This is a genomic window from Streptomyces sp. LS-MS-L19 (assembly GCF_058382285.1).
In genome coordinates, this window is record NZ_JBYCLL010000001.1 from 5,597,251 (window position 1) to 5,620,112 (window position 22,862).

At 72.5% G+C, this 22,862-nt stretch carries 16 protein-coding genes; 15 read left to right on the forward strand and 1 reads right to left on the reverse strand.

The features are described 5' to 3' along the window. Window positions 1–45 precede the first annotated feature (45 nt). The 6 genes from AC2XR2_RS24985 (at window position 46) to AC2XR2_RS25010 (ending at window position 4,399) form a co-directional block, all read left to right on the forward strand. Entirely contained in the window at window positions 46–1,221 is a 1,176-nt protein-coding gene (locus AC2XR2_RS24985; RefSeq protein WP_491518492.1) for a TadA family conjugal transfer-associated ATPase, read from the forward strand. Window positions 1,222–1,326: 105 nt separating this feature from the next. Beyond that, window positions 1,327–2,349: a type II secretion system F family protein gene (locus tag AC2XR2_RS24990; RefSeq protein WP_491518493.1), complete on the forward strand. Its 1,023-nt coding sequence runs from the start codon at window positions 1,327–1,329 to the stop codon at window positions 2,347–2,349. Continuing rightward, window positions 2,346–3,134, forward strand: a complete 789-nt coding sequence (locus tag AC2XR2_RS24995) for a type II secretion system F family protein (protein ID WP_381308574.1) — start codon at window positions 2,346–2,348, stop codon at window positions 3,132–3,134. Before AC2XR2_RS24990 ends, AC2XR2_RS24995 begins: the two co-directional genes overlap by 4 nt. A gap of 95 nt (window positions 3,135–3,229) precedes the next feature. After that, window positions 3,230–3,469: a DUF4244 domain-containing protein gene (locus AC2XR2_RS25000; protein ID WP_330265288.1), complete on the forward strand. Its 240-nt coding sequence runs from the start codon at window positions 3,230–3,232 to the stop codon at window positions 3,467–3,469. Then, the gene (locus tag AC2XR2_RS25005) at window positions 3,456–3,821 is read left to right on the forward strand and encodes a TadE family type IV pilus minor pilin (protein ID WP_330265287.1); all 366 of its coding nucleotides are present in this window, start codon (window positions 3,456–3,458) and stop codon (window positions 3,819–3,821) included. The genes AC2XR2_RS25000 and AC2XR2_RS25005 overlap by 14 nt, the downstream gene beginning before the upstream one ends. An 80-nt stretch (window positions 3,822–3,901) precedes the next feature. Then, a complete protein-coding gene (locus tag AC2XR2_RS25010; RefSeq protein ID WP_491518494.1) occupies window positions 3,902–4,399 on the forward strand; it encodes an Rv3654c family TadE-like protein in 498 nt (165 codons plus the stop codon). 23 nt (window positions 4,400–4,422) lie between these two features. Here AC2XR2_RS25010 and AC2XR2_RS25015 read toward each other — a convergent pair whose 3' ends face one another. Continuing rightward, window positions 4,423–7,026 (reverse strand): DEAD/DEAH box helicase, encoded by a 2,604-nt coding sequence (locus AC2XR2_RS25015; protein WP_491516359.1) that lies wholly within the window; start codon window positions 7,024–7,026, stop codon window positions 4,423–4,425. A gap of 80 nt (window positions 7,027–7,106) precedes the next feature. On the opposite strand from AC2XR2_RS25015, the gene bldG reads away from it, so the two are divergent. The 9 genes from bldG (at window position 7,107) to tmk (ending at window position 22,787) form a co-directional block, all read left to right on the forward strand. Beyond that, the gene (bldG, locus tag AC2XR2_RS25020) at window positions 7,107–7,448 is read left to right on the forward strand and encodes an anti-sigma factor antagonist BldG (protein ID WP_006132569.1); all 342 of its coding nucleotides are present in this window, start codon (window positions 7,107–7,109) and stop codon (window positions 7,446–7,448) included. 119 nt (window positions 7,449–7,567) lie between these two features. Continuing rightward, window positions 7,568–8,005 carry an ATP-binding protein gene (locus tag AC2XR2_RS25025; protein WP_330265285.1) on the forward strand — a complete coding sequence of 146 codons (438 nt, stop codon included), beginning with the start codon at window positions 7,568–7,570 and terminating at the stop codon, window positions 8,003–8,005. A gap of 270 nt (window positions 8,006–8,275) precedes the next feature. Then, entirely contained in the window at window positions 8,276–10,684 is a 2,409-nt protein-coding gene (locus tag AC2XR2_RS25030; RefSeq protein ID WP_381309210.1) for a sodium-translocating pyrophosphatase, read from the forward strand. Between the two features lie 197 nt (window positions 10,685–10,881). Further along, window positions 10,882–11,502 (forward strand): small secreted protein, encoded by a 621-nt coding sequence (locus AC2XR2_RS25035; protein WP_381307954.1) that lies wholly within the window; start codon window positions 10,882–10,884, stop codon window positions 11,500–11,502. 78 nt (window positions 11,503–11,580) lie between these two features. Next, window positions 11,581–13,113, forward strand: coding sequence for a DUF7059 domain-containing protein (locus AC2XR2_RS25040; RefSeq protein WP_491516360.1), 1,533 nt, complete (start codon window positions 11,581–11,583; stop codon window positions 13,111–13,113). Between the two features lie 267 nt (window positions 13,114–13,380). Continuing rightward, on the forward strand, window positions 13,381–15,852 hold the full coding sequence (locus tag AC2XR2_RS25045) for a serine/threonine-protein kinase (protein WP_491516361.1): 2,472 nt from the start codon (window positions 13,381–13,383) through the stop codon (window positions 15,850–15,852). Between the two features lie 287 nt (window positions 15,853–16,139). After that, the gene (locus AC2XR2_RS25050; RefSeq protein WP_330265280.1) at window positions 16,140–16,337 is read left to right on the forward strand and encodes a hypothetical protein; all 198 of its coding nucleotides are present in this window, start codon (window positions 16,140–16,142) and stop codon (window positions 16,335–16,337) included. A 247-nt stretch (window positions 16,338–16,584) separates the two neighbouring features. Further along, entirely contained in the window at window positions 16,585–19,413 is a 2,829-nt protein-coding gene (gene topA, locus AC2XR2_RS25055; RefSeq protein WP_491516362.1) for a type I DNA topoisomerase, read from the forward strand. Window positions 19,414–19,565: 152 nt separating this feature from the next. Then, a complete protein-coding gene (tmk, locus tag AC2XR2_RS25060) occupies window positions 19,566–22,787 on the forward strand; it encodes a dTMP kinase (RefSeq protein ID WP_491516363.1) in 3,222 nt (1,073 codons plus the stop codon). The last annotated feature ends 75 nt before the right edge of the window (window positions 22,788–22,862 follow it).

The window sequence follows — 22,862 nt, forward strand, 5'->3', positions numbered from 1 at the left end:
CATGAGGTTGCTGTCGGATCTGTCGAGGCTGTTGGAACTCTTGGGATCAGTGAGGCTGTCGGGGCCGTCGGGCTGCTGGACGGGGTGCGGCAGTGGCTCGCTGAGAGCGGGGCCGAGCCGACGCCCGCGCGGGTGGCGCAGGCGCTGCGGGAGCAGGGGCGGGTCCTGGGCGATGCCGAAGTGCTGGGCGCAGCCGAGCGGTTGCGGTCCGAGCTGGTCGGCAGCGGCCCCCTGGAGCCGTTGCTCGCGGACCCGTCGGTGACCGACGTCCTGGTGTCCGCACCGGACCGGGTGTGGGTGGACCGGGGCGGCGAACTCGAACTGACCGCCATCACCTTCCCGGACGCGGCCGCCGTACGACGACTCGCGCAGCGGCTGGCCGCGGTGGCCGGGCGGCGCCTCGACGACGCCCGGCCCTGGGTGGACGCCAGGCTGCCCGACGGGACCCGGCTGCACGCGGTGCTGCCCCCGGTGGCCGTCGGCTGCGCCTGTCTGTCGCTTCGGGTGGTCCGGCCGCGCGCGTTCACGCTGGACGAGCTGGTCGCGGCCGGCACGGTGCCACCGGGCGGGGACGGGGTGCTGCGGGCGCTGCTCGACGCGCGGCTGTCCTTCCTCATCAGCGGCGGCACCGGGACGGGCAAGACGACCTTGCTGAGCGCGCTGCTGGGGCTCGTCGGGCCGGGCGAGCGAATCGTGCTCGCGGAGGACTCGGCGGAGCTCAGGCCGGACCATCCGCACGTCGTACGGCTGGAGACCAGACCCGCCAACCAGGAGGGCGCCGGACTCGTCACGCTCGAGGACCTGGTGCGGCAGGCGCTGCGGATGCGGCCCGACCGGCTGGTCGTGGGCGAGGTGCGCGGGCGTGAAGTGGTGGATCTGCTGGCCGCGTTGAACACGGGTCACGAGGGCGGCTGCGGGACCGTGCACGCGAACGCGGCGGCCGATGTCCCGGCCCGCCTGGAGGCGCTGGGGACGTCCGCCGGGCTCGATCGGGCCGCGCTGCACAGCCAGTTGGCGGCCGCGTTGTCGGTCGTACTGCATCTCGTGCGCGACCGGAGCGGGCGACGGCGGATCGCCGAGGTGCGGGTGCTGGAGCGGGACGCCTCGGGGTGGGTGCGGACGGTGCCGGCGCTGCGGTGGGGGGCGGAGGCGTTCGTGCACGAGCGGGGGTGGGAGCGGTTGCGGGGGCTGCTCGGGGGTGCGGTGGGGGAGGGCGGGTGACTGGGGCCATGGCGAAGGGTGCTGGGCGACTGGGTCGCTTTGGAGCGGCAGTGCCGTGTGGGAGACAGCTCGGTCGAGGAGAGGGGCGTGGGTGTGGTGAGCGGGATGGGTGAGATGTCGGTGGGGGCGGCTGTAGGGGGCCTTGGTCTGGCCGTGTGGCTGTGGGGCGGGCGGCGGTCCGGGCTGCGGCGGGCGCAGGCGCTGTTGGCGGGCGGTGGGGTGGTGGGGGTCGGGCCACCGGGCTGGCGGCACCTGGTCGGGGAACTGCGGCGGGTTCGCGGGCGGCTGGGGTTCGAGTGGGCGGCGGCGGTGGTCGGGCTGGTGCTTGCCGTGCTGGGGGCTTCGGTGCTGCCGGTCCTCGCGGGGGCGGCCGGGGTGCCGTTGCTGAGGCGGGTGCGGTTGGCCCGGGAGGCGCGTCGGGTGCGTGAGCGGCGGGCCGACGCGGTGATCGCGCTGTGCGCGGCGGTCGCCGGGGAGGTACGGGCGGGACGGCAGCCGGGGGAGGCGCTGGTGGTGGCGGTGCGGGACTTCGAGGGGGTCGGGATGAACGAGGGCAGGATGCACGGGGTCGGGGCGGCAGGGGTCATTGGGGTGGCCGGGGTCGGGGTGACTGGGGCCGGCGTGACCGAGGCCGGGGTGATCGGCTCGGGTGGGCTCGGGTCCGGGGGAGCAGGGCCTGGAGAGCCGGGCGGCGGCGGGCTCGGTGATGCGCAGGCCGTCGTGTTGGCGGCGGCCCGGTTCGGCGGGGATGTTCCCGGGGCGCTGGCTGCGGCGGCTCGGCGGCCGGGGGCCGAGGGGCTGCTGGGGCTTGCCGCCTGCTGGCGGGTGGCCGTGGATCAGGGGGCGGGGCTGGCGGCCGGGCTCGATCGGCTGGAAGGGGCGTTGCGGGCCGAGCGGGATCAACGGGCCGATCTGCGCGCTCAGTTGGCCGGGGCGCGGTCCACGGCGTGGATGCTCGCCGCGCTGCCGGTCCTGGGGCTGGGTCTCGGTGCCGCCCTCGGCGCCGATCCCCTGCGGGTCCTGCTGCACTCGGGGGCCGGACTGGGCTGTCTGGTGGTCGGGGGGCTGTTGGAGGGCCTCGGGATGTGGTGGGCGATGCGGATCGTGCGGGGAGCTGAGGCGGCGTGAGCGCGGAAGTTGTCCACAGGCTGGGGGTGGTCTTGGGGACTGCGGTGGTCGTCGCCTGGCTCTTCCGGTGGGGTGCCGCGGCCCGGCGTGCGCGGAGAGTGCGGCGGAGGTTGGGCGAACTGCTGGCGGCTGCGGAGGCCACGGCCGACGGTCCGCGGTTCGAGGGGCGGGAGTTCGCGCGGCGATGGCTGCCCGTGGCCGGCGCGGGGTGCGCCGGGTGGGTGCTGGTCGGTGGGGTCCCCGGTGTCGTGGTCGGGGCGGTCGTCGCGGCGGGACTGTGGCGGTGGCGGCGCCGGGAGGCGGCCGGCGGCGGTGCCCGGGAGGCCGACGTGCGCGAGGCGGAGCGGCAACTCCCGCTCGCCGCCGACCTGCTGGCCGCCTGCATCGCTGCCGGCGCCGGTCCGGTGATCGCGGCGCAGGCTGTCGGTGAGGCACTGGGCGGACCCGTCGGAGAGGGCCTCGCGCGCGGGGCTGCGGAAGTGCGGCTCGGCGGTGCGCCGGGCGAGGCGTGGCGGAGGCTCGCCTCGACTCCGGGAGCAGGACCGCTGGCACGGCTGCTGGCACGCGCCGATGTGACCGGGCTGCCCGCGGCGGCGCCGGTCGCCGGGCTCGCCGCCGACGCCCGCGCCGACTGGGGGCGCGCCGCGACGGCACGGGCCCGCAGGGCCGCCGTGCTGGTCACCGCGCCGGTGGGGCTGTGTTTCCTGCCCGCGTTCATCGCGGTCGGCGTCCTGCCGATCGTGATCGGGCTCGCGGGCGGAGTGCTGGGAGGAGGTGGGCGATGACGGACGGCGGCCGGTGAGCCGGCGAGGCAGGCAACAAGCAACAAGCAACAAGCAACAAGCAACAAGCAACAGGACTGAACCTCACGGGGGTTGAGATGTACAAGGCGGTACGGGCGCGGATGGGTGCCCTGATGTGCGGTGTGATGTGCCGGGCGCGATCGGTGTTCTCGGTGCGGTCGATGCGCCGGGACGCGGGGATGGTCACGTCCGAGTACGCGATGGGGATCGTCGCGGCGGTGGCCTTCGCGGTGGTGCTCTACAAGGTGGTGACGAGCGGGACCGTCAGCGCGGAGCTCCAGGCCATCGTGAAGCAGGCTCTCGATGCGAAGGCGTGAACGGGCGGCGGACCAGGGGTTCGTGACGGCGGAGTCGGCCATGGTGCTGCCGGTCCTGGTGATGTTCGCGATGGCGCTGGTGTGGGGGCTTCTCGTGGTGGCCGCACAGATCCAGTGCGTGGACGCGGCCAGGACCGGTGCCAGGGCGGCGGCCCGCCAGGACCCCGCCGACGCGGTCGTCCGGGTGGCCCGGGACACGGCACCCCGCGACGCGGAGGTCACGGTCGCCCGCGAGGGCGACCGGGTCCGCGTGGTCGTCGTGGCGAAGCCACCGGCATTGAGCGGTCTGCCGTTCGAGGTGCGGGAGGAGGCCGTGGCGTTGGCGGAGGAGACGGTGGAGGGAGGGGGATGAGGAGGGACTCGGCGAGCGCCCGGTTCGCGAGGGCCGGGGTCGTCTACGCCCGGGCGGCCGGCACGCGCTTCGCCAGGGCCATGGCCGCCTACGCCGGAACGGCCCGCATCCGGTTCGCGAGCGCCGGGATCGCTTACGGCCGGACGGTCCCCGTCCGCCGCGCTGCCGCTCGTATCGTCGGCGTCCACCTTGTCGCCGCGCGCTCGGACCGTGGTTCGGCGACCGTCTGGAGTGTCGGTGCCATCGCGGTGCTGTGCGTGGTGTTCGGGGGCGTGCTCGCCTTCGGGCAGGCGGTTGTCGTACGGCATCGTGCGGCCGGGGGTGCGGATCTCGCGGCGCTCGCCGCGGCGGACCACTGGGCCGACGGTCCCGGAGCGGCCTGTGCGCGGGCGGAGGAGGTGGCCCGGGCCCAGGGGACGCGGCTCGTGCGGTGCGGGATGGTCGGCGAGATCTCCGACGTGACGGCGGCGTCGGGTCGGGGGCCGTTCACGGCGGAGATCAGGGCACGGGCGGGGCCGGCGGTCCCGGTGCGGCTGCCTGTGCCGGAGCCCCCTCAGACCCTTGCTCCGAATCGCTGAGAGCGCCTTCTGACAACCCGCGACTAGTCCCGGGCAGCACCTTCCGACACCTGCGCCGAGTCGCTGGGAGCACCTTCCGGCACCTGCGCCGAGTCGCTGGGAGCGTCTTCCGGCACCTGCGCCGAGTCCCCGGGGACCGCCTCCGACACCCGCGCCGAGCCCCCGGGAAGCTCCTCCTCCCCCGGTGCCCCCCGCAACAGCACCGTGAGCAGCCGTACCGCCCCCCTCTTGTGCAGTGGGTCGTTGCCGTTGCCGCACTTGGGGGACTGGATGCAGGACGGGCAGCCGGCGTCGCATTCGCAGGCGGCGATGGCCTCGCGGGTGGCCGTGAGCCAGGACCGGGCCGTGTGGAAGGCGCGCTCCGCGAAGCCGGCGCCGCCCGGGTGGCCGTCGTAGACGAAGACCGTGGGGAGCAGCGTGTCGGGGTGGAGGGGGATCGACACGCCGCCGATGTCCCAGCGGTCGCAGGTCGCGAAGAGGGGGAGGAGGCCGATGGAGGCGTGTTCGGCGGCGTGCAGGGCGCCGCCGAGGATCTCCGGGTTGATCCGGGCCTCGTCGAGCTGGTCCTCGGTGACGGTCCACCAGACCGCGCGGGTGCGGAGCGTACGAGGAGGGAGGTCGAGTTTCGTCTCGCCGAGCACTTCACCGGTGATGAGGCGTCTGCGCAGGAAGGAGACCACTTGGTTGGTGACCTCGACGGAGCCGTAGCACAGGCGGCCGTCGCCCCAGGGGATCTCGACGTCGGTCTCCAGGACGGAGATGGCCGTCGTGTCGCGGGCCACCGTCGAATAGGAGGGGCTCGCCTCCTCGACCAGGGCGACCGAGTCCTCCAGGTCCAGGGAGCGAACCAGGTACGTGCGGCCCTGGTGGAGGTGGACCGCGCCCTCGTGGACGGTGGTGTGGGCGGCGCCCGCGTCGACCGTGCCCAGCAGACGGCCCGTGCCCGACTCGACGATCTGGACCGGCGTGCCGCCCTGGCCGCGGATGTCGGCCAGGTCGGCGGCCGACTCCCGGCGGGTCCAGTGCCAGGCCTTGGTGCGGCGGCGCAGGAGCCTCGCGGACTCCAGCTGCGGCAGCAGGTCCTCGCACGACGGCCCGAACAGCTCCAGGTCCTCGTCGACCAGGGGCAGTTCCGCCGCGGCCGCGCACAGGTGCGGGGCGAGGACGTACGGGTTGTCGGGGTCGAGGACCGTGGACTCCACCGGCTGGTCGAAGAGGGCCTCCGGGTGGTGGACGAGGAAGGTGTCCAGGGGGTCGTCGCGGGCCACCAGGACGGCGAGGGCGCCCTGGCCGGCCCGTCCGGCGCGGCCCGCCTGCTGCCACAGGGACGCGCGCGTGCCGGGGTAGCCGGAGATCAGTACGGCGTCCAGGCCCGAGACGTCGATGCCGAGTTCGAGGGCGGTCGTGGCGGCCAGGCCCAGCAACTCGCCCGAGTGGAGGGCCTGTTCCAGGGCGCGCCGCTCCTCCGGAAGGTAGCCGCCGCGATAGGCGGCGACCCGGCGGGCCAGGGAGCGGTCGACCTCGGCGAGCCGCTCCTGGGCGATCACGGAGATCAGCTCGGCGCCGCGCCGGGAGCGGACGAAGGCGACCGAGCGGACGCCCTGGACGGCGAGGTCCGTCAACAGATCAGCCGTCTCGGCGGTGGCCGTACGGCGGACCGGGGCGCCCTTCTCGCCCTGCATCTCCGTCAGGGGCGGTTCCCAGAGGGCGAAGACCAGTTCGCCGCGGGGTGAGGCGTCGTCGGCGACCTCGACCACCGGGAGGCCGGTCAGGCGGCGGGCGGCGACCGCGGGCTCGGCGGCGGTCGCGGAGGCCAGCAGGAAGACGGGGGAGGCGCCGTAGCGGGCGCAGAGGCGGCGCAGACGCCGCAGGACCTGGGCGACGTGGGAGCCGAAGACGCCCCGGTAGGTGTGGCACTCGTCGATGACGACGTACTTGAGGGCCTTCAGGAAGGAGGACCAGCGGGGGTGGGAGGGGAGTATCCCGCGGTGCAGCATGTCCGGGTTGGTCAGCACGTAGTTGGCGTACTGGCGGATCCACTCGCGTTCCTCGAACGGCGTGTCGCCGTCGTAGACCGCGGGGCGCACCGAATTGCCCAGCGGTTGTGAAAGTTCCTTCACCGAGCGGCACTGGTCCGCTGCCAGAGCCTTCGTGGGAGCCAGGTAGAGCGTGGTGGCGCCGCGGCCGTTCGGGGCCTCGGAGCCGTCCAGGAGGGTCGAGAGGACCGGCACGAGGTACGCCAGGGACTTGCCGGAGGCGGTTCCGGTCGCGACGACCACCGAGTCGCCGTCCAGGGCGTGCTCGGCGGCCTGTGCCTGGTGGGCCCAGGGGTGGTCGATGCCGCACGCCTGGACGGCCGCCACGACCTCCGAACGAATCCGGTCAGGCCAGACGGCATGGCGGCCCGCTCGCGGGGGCAAGTGCTCCGTATGAGTGATGCGCGCAGCCCGGCTCGGGCCGGCGGCGAGCCGGTCCAGGACCGTGCTCGGCGCAAGGCGGGAGCCGGGGTCCGTCGAGGGTCGATCGGATCGGAGATTCTTGGCCATCGGCACCGAGTGTGTCACTGGCGTGACGGACAATGGGACCAAGGCGTCGTGCACGCCTGCCGGTAAGTGATTGAATGCCATCGCGGCTGGCGAACCGTCCCGGGGGCTCTGCCGAGGTGTCCCGAGGGGCGACCGCTCGATAGCAAGGTGCTGGAGGATCCGTGGACCTGTCCCTGTCGACCGAGACCGTCGGCGATCGCACGATCGTCAGGGTCGGTGGCGAAATCGACGTATATACCGCGCCCAAGCTGCGCGAGCAGCTGGTCGAGCTGGTGAACGACGGCAGTTTCCACCTTGTCGTCGACATGGAGGGCGTGGACTTCCTCGACTCCACCGGGCTCGGCGTGCTGGTCGGCGGCCTGAAGCGTGTGCGTGCCCATGAGGGTTCGCTGCGCCTGGTCTGCAACCAGGAGCGCATTCTCAAGATCTTCCGTATCACCGGCCTCACCAAGGTGTTCCCGATCCACACCTCGGTCGAGGAAGCGGTGGCGGCGACCGACTGACCCGTTCCCGGGCCCGTGCCCGGGGCGGCGAAGGACGCCGACAGAAGCAAGAAGTAGGGGGTCCGGGCTTTCGGCGGCCCGGTCCCCCGACAGCACGCCCGTAGTTCCGAGGGGGATGCATGGCCACCGTTGAACTCCGCTTCAGCGCGCTGCCCGAGCACGTCAGGACCGCCCGACTGGTGGCGGCAGCGGTGGCGCGCAGGGCCGGAGTGGACGAGGCCGTCCTCGACGAGGTCAGGCTCGCCGTCGGCGAGGCCTGCACCCGTGCCGTCGGACTGCACCAGAGCGGCGGCATCACCGCGCCGGTCCAGGTGCTGCTGATCGAGGAGGAGAAGCAGTTCTCCATCGAGGTCGGCGACGAGGCGCCGCGTTCGGCCCCGGGCGACCGGGCTCCGGGTGCTCTGGGTGAGGACCCCGACGCGGAGACCGAGGAGGACGAGATGGGCCTCGCGGTCATCAGCGGCCTCGTCGACGACGTCGAGGTCACCGCAGGGGAGCACGGCGGACAGATCCGTATGACCTGGCCGACCACGCCGCCGGCCGCAGTGCTTCCCTGATTGCTCCATCTGTTCGACATGCGGAAGGGCCCCACCACCGGTGGGGCCCTTCCGCATGTCGGCGTGGGCTTTCTGTGCCTACAGTGGTCTGGTGCGATGCATTTCGTGAATTGCTTCACGATCTAGATATCCGCCGTGAATGCCTCCGGGGCATTACTGCTTTCAGGTTCCGTAAAGGCGAATTCCGTTTACCGCGCCCTGTTTTGATCAGAGCGGGGTACCTACAATCCGTCCACATCTTGAGCTCAGCCCAAGCGTCAAGGAGGACGAATGGCGGGGCTTTCTACCCCTGATCAGTTGGACCAGCCCACAACAACCCTCGCGGCCGCGGTGCTCACCGACGACAACCGGGTACTGATCGCGGTCATCGCGGTCGTCGCCCTGGCGGCGCTCGTGGTGGCGGGTGTCCTGGTGCGCCAGGTGCTCGCGGCCGGCGAGGGCACCGACAGCATGAAAAAGATCGCGGCGGCGGTCCAGGAAGGCGCGAACGCCTATCTGGCGCGTCAGCTGCGCACGCTCGGCGTATTCGCCGTCGTGGTGTTCTTCCTGCTCATGCTGCTGCCCGCGGACGACTGGAATCAGCGCGCAGGCCGATCCGTGTTCTTCTTGATCGGCGCCGCGTTCTCGGCTGCCACCGGCTATATCGGCATGTGGCTCGCCGTGCGCAGCAATGTGCGTGTGGCCGCGGCGGCACGAGAAGCCACTCCGGCGGAAGGCGAGCCGGAAAAGGATCTCACCGCCGTCTCCCACAAAGCCATGAAGATCGCATTCCGAACGGGCGGCGTCGTCGGCATGTTCACGGTGGGGCTCGGTCTGCTGGGCGCCTCCTGTGTGGTGCTGGTGTACGCGGCCGACGCGCCGAAGGTCCTGGAGGGCTTCGGTCTCGGCGCGGCGCTCATCGCGATGTTCATGAGGGTCGGCGGCGGCATCTTCACCAAGGCCGCCGACGTCGGCGCCGACCTGGTCGGCAAGGTCGAACAGGGCATTCCGGAGGACGATCCGCGCAATGCCGCGACCATCGCCGACAACGTGGGCGACAACGTCGGCGACTGCGCGGGCATGGCGGCCGACCTCTTCGAGTCGTACGCCGTGACCCTGGTCGCCGCGCTGATCCTCGGCAAGGCGGCCTTCGGCGACTCCGGACTCGCCTTCCCTCTGCTCGTCCCGGCGATCGGCGTGATCACCGCGATGATCGGCATCTTCGCGGTCGCCCCGCGCCGCTCCGACCGCAGCGGCATGTCCGCGATCAACCGCGGGTTCTTCATCTCCGCGGTGATCTCGCTCGTGCTGGTGGCGGTCGCCGTCTTCGTCTATCTGCCGGGGAAGTACTCCGACCTGGACGGCATCACCGACACCGCGATCTCCGGCAAGGACGGCGACCCGAGGATCCTCGCCCTGGTCGCCGTGGCCATCGGCATCCTGCTCGCCGCCGTCATCCAGCAGCTGACCGGCTACTTCACCGAGACCAACCGCCGCCCGGTCCAGGACATCGGCAAGACCTCGCTCACGGGGCCCGCCACCGTCGTCCTCGCCGGCATCTCTATCGGTCTCGAGTCGGCCGTCTACACCGCCCTGCTGATCGGTCTCGGGGTCTACGGCGCGTTCCTGCTCGGCGGTACGTCGATCATGCTCGCGCTGTTCGCGGTCGCGCTGGCCGGCACCGGCCTGCTCACCACGGTCGGCGTCATCGTCGCCATGGACACCTTCGGGCCGGTCTCCGACAACGCCCAGGGCATCGCCGAGATGTCCGGCGACGTCGAGGGCGCGGGCGCGCAGGTGCTCACCAACCTGGACGCCGTCGGCAACACCACCAAGGCCATCACCAAGGGCATCGCCATCGCCACCGCGGTCCTCGCGGCGTCGGCGCTCTTCGGGTCGTACCGTGACGCGATCACGACCGGCGCGCAGGACGTCGGCGAGAAGCTCAGCGGGGACGGCGCGCCGATGAGTCTGATGATGGACATCTCGCAGCCCAACAACCTCGTCGGCCTCATCGCCGGCGCGGCGGTCGTCTTCCTCTTCTCGGGGCTGGCGATCAACGCGGTGTCGCGGTCGGCGGGCTCCGTGGTCTACGAGGTGCGGCGGCAGTTCCGCGAGCACCCCGGGATCATGGACTACAGCGAGGAGCCGGAGTACGGCAAGGTCGTCGACATCTGCACCAGGGACGCCCTGCGCGAACTCGCCACGCCCGGACTGCTCGCCGTGACGGCGCCGATCTTCATCGGGTTCACCCTCGGGGTCGGTGCCCTCGGCGCGTTCCTCGCGGGTGCGATCGGGGCGGGCACGCTCATGGCGGTCTTCCTGGCGAACTCCGGCGGTGCGTGGGACAACGCCAAGAAGCTCGTCGAGGACGGCCACCACGGCGGCAAGGGCAGCGAGGCCCATGCCGCGACCGTGATCGGCGACACCGTCGGCGACCCCTTCAAGGACACCGCGGGACCCGCGATCAACCCGCTGCTCAAGGTCATGAACCTGGTGGCGCTGCTGATCGCGCCCGCGGTGATCAAGTTCAGTTACGGCGACGACAAGAGCATCGGCGTACGGATCTTCATCGCCGTGCTCGCGTTCCTCGTGATCGCCGGCGCGGTCTATGTCTCCAAGCGGCGCGGGATCGCCGTGGGTGACGAAGACAACGAGAAGAAGGCGGCCAAGTCGGCGGATCCCGCGGTGGTTTCGTAGATCCCTCGACGAGTCCCAGCTCAAGGGGTGGGCGGGCGGCGCGTGTTCATGCGCCGCCCGCCCGCCCCGTCGTGTGCGCGCCCCTCGGCCGTGAGGCTTCTCTCCCATGGGGCAAACAGCCGCAAAGAGTCATATTTGCGGCATTCGGCGTGTGGATCCGGTGCCCGTCCCGTGTAACGTCCGGTGGCCGAGAGGCCATGGAAGGGACCAATCCGGTGAACAAGAAGCTCGCGGCCGCACTGTCCGGCGGTGCGGTACTGGTACTGGCGCTGTCGGGATGCGGTGGTGGCGACAAGGACAACAAGGAACTCGACGCCTGGGCCAAGAAGGTCTGCGACCTGGTGCCGGCCCAGAACAAGAAGATCACGGCGGCCTACGACGCGATCACCAAGGCGGCCGAGGACACCGAGAGCACTCCGGCGGAGCTCCAGAAGGCCGACTCCCAGGCCTTCCAGGACCTGTCCGACGGCTACAAGGCGCGCGCCACGGTCATCCAGGACGCCGGCGCGCCTCCCGGTGCCGAGGACGGCGCCAAGAAGCTCCAGGACGCCGTCAAGCAGCTCACGGTCCTGTCCGGGGCCTACGCCGACATGAAGGCGCAGGTGGACAAGCTCGACACCAAGGACCAGGCGAAGTTCGCCACCGGTCTCAAGGACGTCTCCGCGGAGATGCAGAAGGTGGAGACGCAGCGCCAGACCGCGCTCAACGCGCTGAAGGAGCTGGAGTCCGGCGACACCAAGCAGGCGCTCGCCGACCAGTCGGGCTGCAAGCAGTCCCCGACGTCACCTGCGGCATCGGCGCCGGCTACGGACAGCTGAGCGCTGCCGCCGGACCTCCGGCGGGACAGGCGCGCGGGTGGGCCTGTAAGGGCGGCCCGGGCGGGCCACAATGGGGGCGTGAGTATCTCCGGTCTGCCCGCGCTGCCCGCCGCCCCCGCTGCCGCCTCCGGCGGTCCCGACGTCACCGCCCGGCTGCGGGACGCCCTGCTCGGGGCGTCCTTCACCGCTGACGGGCTGCTCGAACTGCTCGGGGCGCCCGCGTACGCGGCGCTCGCGCGCAGCGAGACCGTGCCCGCGCTCCGGGCGACCCGCGGCGACACCCCGCTGGAAGTACTCGTACGCCTGTTCCTCCTCCAGCAGCCGGTGCCCCACGCGCGCGTGGCCGGCGTTCTGCCCGTCGACGCGTGCCTGGAGAGCGGTTGGCTGGTGCGCGCCGGCGCCGACGAGCTGGCCGCGACGGTGGACGTACGGCCGTACGGCGGACCCGACGGCGAGGACTGGTTCATCGTGTCGGACCTGGGCTGTGCCGTCGGCGGCGCCGGTGGCATCGGGAGCCGCGAGGAGGGTGTCGTCCTGGGCGTCGGCGGCGCGTCCACGACCCTCGCCGGGATCACCGTCCGCAGCCCCGTCTCCTCCGCCCTCGACGTGGGCACCGGCTCCGGGATCCAGGCCCTGCACGCCGCACAGCACGCCACGCGCGTGACGGCGACCGATCTCAACCCGCGCGCACTGCACATCACCGCGCTCACGCTGGCGCTCTCCGGCGCCCCGGCCGCCGATCTGCGCGAGGGCTCGCTGTTCGAGCCGCTCAGGCAGGGGGAGACGTACGACCTCATCGTCTCGAACCCGCCCTTCGTGATCTCGCCGGGCGCCCGGCTGACGTACCGCGACGGCGGGATGGGCGGGGACGATCTGTGCCGCTCGGTCGTTCAGGGGGCGGGGGAGCTGCTGAACGAGGGCGGGTTCGCGCAGTTCCTCGCCAACTGGCAGCACGTGGCGGGGGAGGACTGGCAGGACAGGCTCAGGTCGTGGGTGCCGCGCGGGTGCGACGCGTGGATCGTGCAGCGCGAGGTGCAGGACGTCACGCAGTACGCCGAGCTGTGGCTCAGGGACGCCGGTGACCACCGCGGCGACCCGGCCGAGTACCAGGCGCTCTACGACGCCTGGCTCGACGAGTTCGAGGCGCGCAAGGTGAAGGCCGTCGGCTTCGGCTGGATCACCCTGCGCAGGACGGGCTCCGCCGTGCCCTCGATCACCGTGGAGGAATGGCCGCACCCGGTCGAACAGCCGCTCGGCGACACCGTCCGCGCGCACTTCGAGCGCCTCGACTACCTGCGCGCCCACGACGACGCGGCCCTGCTGGAGGCCCACTTCAGGCTCGTGCCCGAGATCGTCCAGGAGCAGGTCGGGCTGCCCGGCGCGGAGGACCCCGAGCACGTCGTGCTGCGCCAGCACCGCGGGATGCGCCGGGCCACCAAGGTGGACACGGTCGGCGCGGGCTTCGCCGGGGTGTGCGACGGCACGCTGAGCGCGGGCCGCATCCTCGACGCGATCGCCCAGCTCATGGGCGAGGACCCGGTCATGCTGCGCGACCGCACGCCCGCGCAGATCCGGGTGCTGGTGGAGCAGGGGTTCCTGGAGCCGGCGTGACCCGACGGGGCATGCTCACAGGGTTCCTGGAGCCGGCGTGACCCGGCGGGGCATGCTCACAGGGTTCCCGGAGCCCGCGTGAACCCGGCTGGACGTGCCCGCTGAGGCGTCCCCGCACCCCTGAGACTCCTGTGCCCGATCTGACGGGATTGGCCCCGAAAAGGCCTCCTGTCAGTGGGGCGTGCAAAGCTACCTTCGAGGGACAGAACTGACGCGTTCTCGGGGGAGGCGCGCTGTCTCTGGCTTCGGGTCTCGGGGGGAGGCGTGATGGCGGGGGAGACGCCGGATCACGGCGAGAACAGGATCATCAACGGCCGCTACCGGCTGTCGCGCACACTCGGCGCGGGCGGCATGGGCCGCGTCTGGCTGGCGTACGACCAGGAGCTGGCCTGCGAGGTCGCGATGAAGGAGATCGCGCTTCCGGACCTGCCGACGGACGAGAGCGAGACGGCCCAGCGCATCGCCCGCGCCCGCAGCGAGGCCCGGCACGCGGCGCGGCTGCGCGGCCATCCGCATGTGGCCACGGTGCACGACGTGGTGGTGCACGAAGGACTGCCCTGGATCGTCATGGAGTACGTGCCGGACGCGGTGGACCTCCAGGCGGTCGTACGGCGTTCCGGGCCGCTGTCGCCCGAGCAGGCGGCCCGGGTCGGTCTCGCCGTCCTCGACGCGCTCACCGCCGGGCACCGCGTCGGCATTCTGCACCGGGACGTGAAACCGGCCAACATCCTTCTGGCGCCGGACGCTTCGGGCGACCCCTACGCGCGCGTGCTGCTCACCGACTACGGCATCGCCCTCCAGCCCGAGTCCCGCGAACCCCGGCTCACCGCGACCGCCGGCATCCTCGGCACGCCGGGCTATCTGGCCCCGGAGCGCGCGCGGGGCGAGCCGCCGACCCCGGCCGCGGACCTGTTCTCCCTGGGCGCCACGCTGTACGCCGCCGTCGAGGGGCGCGGCCCCTTCGACCGGCATGGCGAATTCGCCACGCTGACAGCCCTGTTGGGCGAGGAGCCCACACCGCCCGTCCGGGCCGGCGACCTCACACCGGTGCTGCTGGGACTGCTGGTCAAGGACCCCGTGCGCAGGTTCTCGCCGGAGGCGGTGCGGCGCGGGCTGGAGGGGGTCGTGCAGGGGGCGGCAGGGGTGCGGGGTGCCGGGGGCGCGTTCGGCGGTTCGGTGGGGCCGGGGTACGGCTTCTCGGGGGGCGGGTTCGGGGCGGTGGCCGGGGCGTGGCGAGCGGGGGCTCCTCAGACGCCGGGTGCGTCGGGCACGCCGGGTGCGCCGAGTGCGCCGGGGATGCCGGGCACGCCGGGGGTGCCAGGGGCGGCTGGGACACCGGGGGCACCGCAGACGCCGCACACTCCGGCGGACGCGGCCCGGGGCGGGGCGGCCGACGCGAGCCCCGCCGGCGCAGGTCCGGCCGACGGTTCTGCCGACGCCGAGGGGGCGGGCACGCCCGGTTCGGCACCGGGTCCCGCATCGCCGTACAGCGCGTGGCCGCCCGCCGCGGGGCAGAGGCCGGAACCGGGCAATCCCTATGTGCAGGGGGCGGGTTCGCCGTATGCGGGAGGCGGGGCCCAGCCAGGACCGTACGGCGACGGCGGCAGTGTCCAGTCCTACGGGTCCGGACCTCCGCCGCCGTACGCGAGCGGATACGGCGCTCCCGGTACGCCGTACAACACCGGTGCTCCCGGCACCCCGAGTACTCCCGGCGGATACACCGTCGCCGGTGCGCAGACCGTCTTCGGCGGCCCCGGCTTCCCCGGTGGACCCGGTGGACCCGGTGGACCCGGCGACCGGACCCCCTTCTCCCCACCCTCATCCTCACCCCCACCACCCCGCCCCGCCGCCAAGAACCGCCTCGCGCTCCTCGCCCTGGTCGTCGGACTGGCGCTCGTCGTCGCCGGGGGCGCCTGGGCCGCCGTATCGCTGACCGGGGACGACGGCGGGAAGGACGCCGCGACCAAGTCCTCCCCGAGCGTGACTACGTCACAAAAGGCCTCACCCACCGGTCCCGTGCTGCCGTACGGCGAGGTCGTCGGGCTCGACCAGCCCCTGGAGGCCGGTGACTGCGTGCAGGCGGTGTGGTCGGGGGCGCCGTTCAGGTCGGCGCCGAACCTGGGGGTCGTGGACTGTGCGGACGACTGGCCGGACGGCCAGGTCGTGGCGGTCGACACGGCCACCGGTTTCGCCGACGCCAAGGCCCGCGGCGCCGAACGCTGCGCGAACCTCAGCCGGCCCGTCGTGGACGCGCTCCCCGACGCGGCCGGGTACGCGGTCCTGCCGACCGAGGAGGGATTCGCCACGGCGGGCCGGGGCACGGCGTGTCTCGTGCTCGGCCGCCATGCCGCGATAGGCGGTGAGGTGGGCCGCTTCCGGGACTTGGGCACGGACCTGTGGGTCGGTCAGATGAGCGTCGGCGACTGCTGGGTCTACCAACAGCTCGACGACGGCTACAAAGCACCGCTCACCGACTGCTCGAAACCCCACACCGACCAGGTGATCGGCACTGTCCAGGCCCCGGCCGAAATGACCTACAAGAAGGGGACCGACAACGCGACGAAGTTGTGCGGCAACAAATTCGAGTCGAGCTGGGCGCCCGGTCAGGAGCGACTCGTGTACGGGTGGGTGGCCGACGAGGACGACTGGAAGAAGGGATTCAACAAGATCGTGTGCACGGTGAGCCTGACCGACAACAAGAAGTCGAGCGGGAAGATACCCCCGCCCGGCGCGGTCTGAATCCGGTCGGTTTTCGGCTCCCGAGAGACCGGATCCGGGTCGCCGCCGGGCACGGACACGTGCGCACCCGGTCACACGCGTGTGGGATCCGGGTGAGAACCGGGCGAGAACCCGACGGGATCCGTGGGCGGCCGGGGCAGGACCCGGGCGCTCGATCGGGACCGGCCGGGGCAGTCCACGGCGGTGTCGGCCCGGCGTTCACCCGGGGTTCGCCTGGCCGCCGCCCGCGCGTGCAAGTCTCCATGGGAGCCGCACGCGCGGACGGGAGAAGAGGGGCACGGGGAGCCATGGAGAGCGAGTCGGCGATCTTCGCGGGATTGGTGTTCGCCCTGTTCGGAGGCGCGCTCCTGGTGTGGACCGCGGCTCGGGTGCGCCATCGCCGGCCCGTCGCCCTCGGTGTGAGTCCCGTCGCATCGGCGACCGTCGCGACCCTCGCCGCGCTCCTCGCGCTGGCCCTCGGCGTATGGTGCCTGACCCGCCTCTAGAACGACTCGGCGAGCGTCACGACCGGCCAATTGGGAGATCACCCTCCGGATGAGCCGGAAAAGGCCGGTGAGGACTCCGGGCGGCAGGAATGGCGGTAGTCGGGTTACCGTTCGAGTGGCCGTTGTGGGCTTTTCCCGTTTGACACGGGGGCGGGATGTACCGTCACACTCCGCAGCGTCAGCATGACCCGACCCCGGGAACCAAGGCCTGGGGATACCCCAGCGTCGACCGGAGAGAAGAGCGAAGTTGTCCCCGACCAGCGAGACCGCACAGGGCGGCCGCCGACTCGTCATCGTCGAGTCGCCTGCCAAGGCGAAGACGATCAAGGGCTATCTCGGGCCCGGATACGTCGTCGAGGCGAGCGTCGGGCACATCCGCGACCTCCCCAACGGCGCCGCGGAGGTGCCGGAGAAGTACACCGGCGAGGTGCGCCGGCTCGGCGTGGACGTCGAGCACGACTTCGAGCCCATCTATGTCGTCAACGCCGACAAGCGGGCCCAGGTCAAGAAGCTCAAGGACCTGCTGAAGGACTCCGACGAGCTCTTCCTCGCCACCGATGAGGACCGCGAGGGCGAGGCCATCGCGTGGCACCTCCAGGAGGTCCTCAAGCCCAAGGTCCCGGTCAAGCGGATGGTCTTCCACGAGATCACCAAGGCCGCGATCCAGGCCGCCGTCGCCAACCCGCGCGAGCTCAACCAGAGGCTGGTCGACGCCCAGGAGACCCGCCGCATCCTCGACCGCCTCTACGGCTACGAGGTCTCGCCGGTCCTGTGGAAGAAGGTCATGCCGCGCCTGTCGGCCGGCCGTGTCCAGTCGGTCGCGACCAGGCTCGTCGTCGAGCGGGAGCGCGAGCGCATCGCGTTCCGCTCCGCCGAGTACTGGGACCTGACGGGCACCTTCGCGACCGGTCGCGCCGGGGACCCGAGCGACCCGTCGTCGCTGGTCGCGCGCCTCCAGACCGTCGACGGCAGGCGGGTCGCGCAGGGCCGTGACTTCGACTCCCTGGGACAGCTCAAGAGCGCGAACACCCTCCACCTCGACGAGGCGAACGCCCGCGCGCTCGCCGCCGCCCTGGAGCAGACGCGGTTCGCCGTCCGCTCGGTCGAGTCCAAGCCGTACCGCCGCTCGCCGTACGCCCCGTTCCGTACGACGACCCTCCAGCAGGAGGCCTCGCGCAAGCTCGGCTTCGGCGCGAAGGCCACCATGCAGGTGGCGCAGAAGCTGTACGAGAACGGCTTCATCACGTACATGCGTACGGACTCCACGACCCTCAGCGACACGGCCATCGCCGCCGCCCGCGCCCAGGTCACCCAGCTCTACGGCGCCGACTACCTGCCGTCGAGCCCGCGGACGTACGCCGGGAAGGTCAAGAACGCCCAGGAGGCGCACGAGGCGATCCGCCCCTCGGGTGATCGTTTCCGCACCCCGGCCGAGACCGGTCTGACCGGCGACCAGTTCAAGCTCTACGAGCTGATCTGGAAGCGCACGGTCGCCTCGCAGATGAAGGACGCCACCGGCAACAGCGTCACGGTCAAGATCGGTGGCACCGCCGCCGACGGCCGGGACGTCGAGTTCAGCGCCTCCGGCAAGACGATCACCTTCCACGGCTTCCTGAAGGCCTACGTCGAGGGTGCCGACGACCCGAACGCGGAGCTGGACGACCGCGAGCGCCGGCTGCCCCAGGTCGCCGAGGGCGACGCCCTGAGCGCCGAGGAGATCACGGTCGACGGGCACGCCACCAAGCCCCCGGCCCGCTACACCGAGGCCAGCCTCGTCAAGGAGCTCGAAGAGCGCGAGATCGGCCGTCCGTCGACGTACGCCTCGATCATCGGCACGATCCTCGACCGCGGCTATGTCTTCAAGAAGGGCACCGCGCTCGTCCCGTCCTTCCTGTCCTTCGCCGTGGTCAACCTCCTGGAGAAGCACTTCGGGCGGCTCGTCGACTACGACTTCACGGCCCGCATGGAGGACGACCTCGACCGCATCGCGGCCGGCCAGGCGCAGTCCGTGCCGTGGCTGAAGCGCTTCTACTTCGGCGAGGGCACGGCAGCGGGCGGCGCGGCCGACGCGGGCAACGGCGACGGGGACCACCTCGGCGGCCTCAAGGAGCTCGTGACCGACCTGGGCGCGATCGACGCGCGCGAGGTGTCCTCGTTCCCGGTGGGCAACGACATCGTGCTCCGGGTCGGCCGCTACGGGCCGTACATCGAGCGCGGCGAGAAGGACTCCGAGAACCACCAGCGGGCCGACGTGCCCGAGGACCTGGCCCCGGACGAGCTGTCCGTCGAGCTCGCGGAGGAACTGCTCGCCAAGCCGAGCGGTGACTTCGAGCTCGGCGCCGACCCGGTGACGGGTCACCAGATCATCGCCCGCGACGGCCGCTACGGCCCGTACGTCACCGAGGTGCTCCCCGAGGGCACCCCGAAGACCGGCAAGAACGCCGTCAAGCCGCGTACGGCCTCGCTGTTCAAGTCGATGTCCCTGGACACGGTGACCCTCCAGGACGCGCTCAAGCTGATGTCGCTGCCGCGGGTCGTCGGCGCCGACGCGGAGGGTCAGGAGATCACCGCGCAGAACGGCCGCTACGGGCCGTATCTGAAGAAGGGCACGGACTCGCGCTCGCTCCAGACCGAGGAGCAGCTCTTCACGATCACCCTCGAAGAGGCCCTCCAGATCTACTCCCAGCCCAAGCAGCGCGGCCGGGCCGCCGCCAAGCCGCCGCTGAAGGAGCTGGGCACCGACCCGGTCAGCGAGAAGCCGGTCGTGGTCAAGGACGGCCGCTTCGGGCCGTACGTCACCGACGGGGAGACCAACGCGACCCTGCGCTCCGGCGACAGCGTCGAGACGATCACCCCCGAGCGCGGCTACGAACTGCTCGCCGAGAAGCGGGCCAAGGGCCCCGCCAAGAAGACGGCGAAGAAGGCGCCCGCGAAGAAGGCCCCGGCCAAGAAGGCGACGGCCGCCAAGAAGACCGCGGCGAAGAAGACGACCACGGCCGCGAAGAAGACGACGGCGAAGAAGACCACCGCGACCGCAAAGAAGGCGGCGGCTTCGAAGGCGGCGTCCGAGGACTGAGTTCTCGGTGGCGGCGTCGCAGGACTGAGTCCGGCGCTGTTCCTCCATCGAGGCTTCGCATTGCGAACGTCCCGGCATCACTTTGGTGTCGGGACGTGCGCACGTCAGGACGGGCCCTCCGGGCTGTCGGTGGCTCCCGATAGGCTGAACGCATGACCCGTGCGGAGCAGCCAACGGCCCCTGAACCGGCCCCCGACGACGCCCTGGTCGCGCACTCCCGCGAGCGCGCCGTCCGCGCCCTGCTGCGCAGGCCCCAGCTCAAACGCCTGTGGAGCGCCCAACTCGTGGGCGGTGTCGGCGACACCCTCGCGCTCCTGGTGCTGGTCCTGCTGGCCCTTCAGGCGGCGATCGCCGAGGGCTCGTTCGGCGGCGGCTACCGGGGCGTGGCGTTCGCAGTGGCGACCGTCTTCGGCACGCGCGTGCTGGCGACGCTGCTCTTCGGCGCGGTCCTGCTCGGCCCGTTGACCTCGCTCACCTCGCAGGAGGGGCCGCTCGACCGCCGCTGGACCATGGTCGGCGCGGACGGCCTCAGGGTGGCGCTGCTGATCGTCGCGCCCCTGTGGATCGACTGGACGCCGGAGAACGCGCTCCCGGTGCTCCTGGTGACCGCCTTCGTGACGGGTGTCGCCGAGCGCTTCTGGACCGTGTGCCGCGAGAGCGCGGCCCCCGCCCTGCTGCCGGCTCCGCCGCCCGAGGGGGCGACGGTACGGCCGCTGCCGGACCACCTGGACGCGCTGCGCCGCCTGTCGCTGCGGACGACCTTCGTGGTGATCCCGCTCGCCGCCGCCGCGCTCGTGGCCGCGGGCCTGCTCAACAACCTGCTGGGCTCCGGCATCGACTGGTTCGGCCAGCACCAGGCGGCCCTCGCCTCGTACGTCGCGGCCGGTCTGTTCGCCGCCTCCCTGTCGGTGCTGACCTTCCTGGAGCTGCCCGACACCCGCACCCCGCGCGCGCGTTCGCCGCTGGAGGGGCTGCGCCGGCCCAAGACCGGCACCGGTGTCGACAAGGGCCGTACCGGCGCGATCCCGCTGCTGGTACCGGCCTGCGCGGCCGTCGCCGGGGCGATCGCCGCCGCCGTGGCCGTCGCCGTGCTGCACGCCAAGGACATGGGCGGCGGTCCGGTCACGTACGGCCTGATGGTGGCGGCGCTGACCGGCGGAGTCGTCGTCGGTGTCCGTACGGCGCCCAGGGTGCTGGTCTCGCTCTCGCGGCGCCGGCTGCTCGCGCTGGCCATCGCCTTCACCGGCATCGCCCTGCTGGCCGCCGGGCTCGTCCCGGACCTCACCACCGTGCTGCTGATCGAGGTGCTGGCCGGCATCGGTGCCGGGGTGGCCGCCAACACCGGGCACACCCTGCTCGACCAGGAGACCGAGGAATACCGGCGGGCGCGCATCACCGAGCATCTGCACGCGGTCGTACGCGTGTGTGTGGCGCTCGGCGTGCTGGTCGCGCCCGTGGTCGCCGCGGCGATCGGACCGCACCGGCTGGAGAACGGCAAGTTCGTGTTCGCGCACGGCGGCGCCGCGTTCGTCCTGATGCTGGTCGGCGCACTGCTGCTGCCGGTGGCCGCGCTGGTGCTCGCCAAGGTCGACGACCGCTCCGGCGTACCGCTCCGCCACGACCTGCGGGACGCGCTGCTCGGCGGCGACGACCCGGAGACGGTGCCCGCCGGCACCGGTTTCTTCATCGCGCTGGAGGGCGGCGACGGGGCCGGGAAGTCCACCCAGGCCGAGGCGCTCGCCGAGTGGATCAGGGCCAAGGGCCACGAGGTCGTGGTCACGCGCGAGCCGGGGGCGACCCCGGTCGGCAAGCGGCTGCGGTCGATCCTGCTGGACGTGTCGAGCGCCGGACTGTCGCACCGCGCGGAGGCGCTGCTGTACGCGGCGGACCGCGCGGAGCACGTGGACACCGTGGTCCGGCCCGCGCTGGAGCGCGGCGCGGTCGTCATTTCCGACCGGTACATCGACTCCTCGGTGGCCTACCAGGGCGCCGGGCGCGACCTGTCCCCGACGGAGATCGCCCGCATCAACCGCTGGGCGACCAACGGCCTGGTGCCGCATCTGACCGTCCTGCTGGACGTCTCGCCCGAGATCGCCCGCGAGCGGTTCACCGAGGCGCCGGACCGGCTGGAGTCGGAGCCGGCGGAGTTCCACGCGCGCGTGCGGTCCGGATTCCTCACGCTGGCCGCGGCCGACCCCGGGCGGTACCTGGTCGTGGACGCGGGCCAGGAGCCCGAGGCCGTCACCACCGTCGTACGGCATCGCCTCGACCAGATGCTGCCGCTGTCCGAGCAGGAGATCCGGGAGCAGGAGGAGGCCCGCCGCAAGGCCGAGGAGGAGGCGCGGCGCAAGGCCGAGGAAGAGGCCGCTCGCAAGGCCGAGGAGGAGCGCCTGGAGCGTGAGCGCCAGGAGCAGCTCGCCCGGCTGAAGGCCGAGGAGGAGGAGCGCAAGCGCCGCGAGCTGGAGGAGGCCCAGCGGCGCGAGGCCGAGCGGCAGGCGGAGGAGGCCCGGCTGCGGGCCGAGGAAGCGCGCAAGCGGGCCGAGGAGGAGCGGGTGCGGCTCCTCGCCGAGGAGAAGGCCCGCGCCGAGGAGGAGGCCCGCCGCAAGGCCCGCGAGGAAGCCGCCCGCAAGCAGGCCGAGGAGGAGGCACGGCTGCGTGCCGAGGCCGAGGAGCGGCGGCTGGAGAAGCAGCGCAAGGCCGAGGAGGCCCTGCTGCGGGCCGAGGAGGCGCGGCGGCTCGCCGAGACCGCGACCGCGGCGGCGGAGGCGGGACCGAAGCAGCCCGCGACGCCTTCGGCGGGGCTGGACGCGGCGACCGTGCCCACGCCCGTGGTGACGCCGACGAACGCGTCGGGCGGCCCGGTGGACGAGACGGCGGTGCTGCCCCGGGTCTCCATGACGAAGGACGACGAGGAGTCCTCCGGGACGTCCGACGAGGCCTCCGACTCCGAGGTGACGGCCCAGCTTCCGCAGCCGCCGGTGCCTCCGGGTGCGGCGGACGAGACGGCCGTGCTGCCTCCGGTGTCCCCGGGTGCGGCGGACGAGACGGCGGTGTTGCCTGCTGTGCCTCCGGGTGCGGCGGACGAGACGGCCGTGCTGCCGCCGGTGCCTCCGGGTGCCGCCGATGAGACCGCGGTGCTGCCTCCGGTGCCGGGGGACGGGCCTTCGGATCGGGTGCCGCCGGGGTACTTCCGGGACGAGGAGCGCACGCGGGAGCTGCCGCAGCTCGACGAGAAGGGCACGCCTCGGCGGAGGCCCCGGTCGGACTGGGCCGAGGAGACGCCGCTGGACGATCTGCCGTCGCTGGCGGACGAGTTGCTCGGGCCGCATGACGAGGAGTACGGGGACGGGCGGGGGCGGCGTCGGGGACGGTAGCGGTCCGGTTTTCGGGTGCGACCAGCGGCCACCGGCCCGCGGCCGACGACCGATCGTGAACCCGTTGTCAGTGCT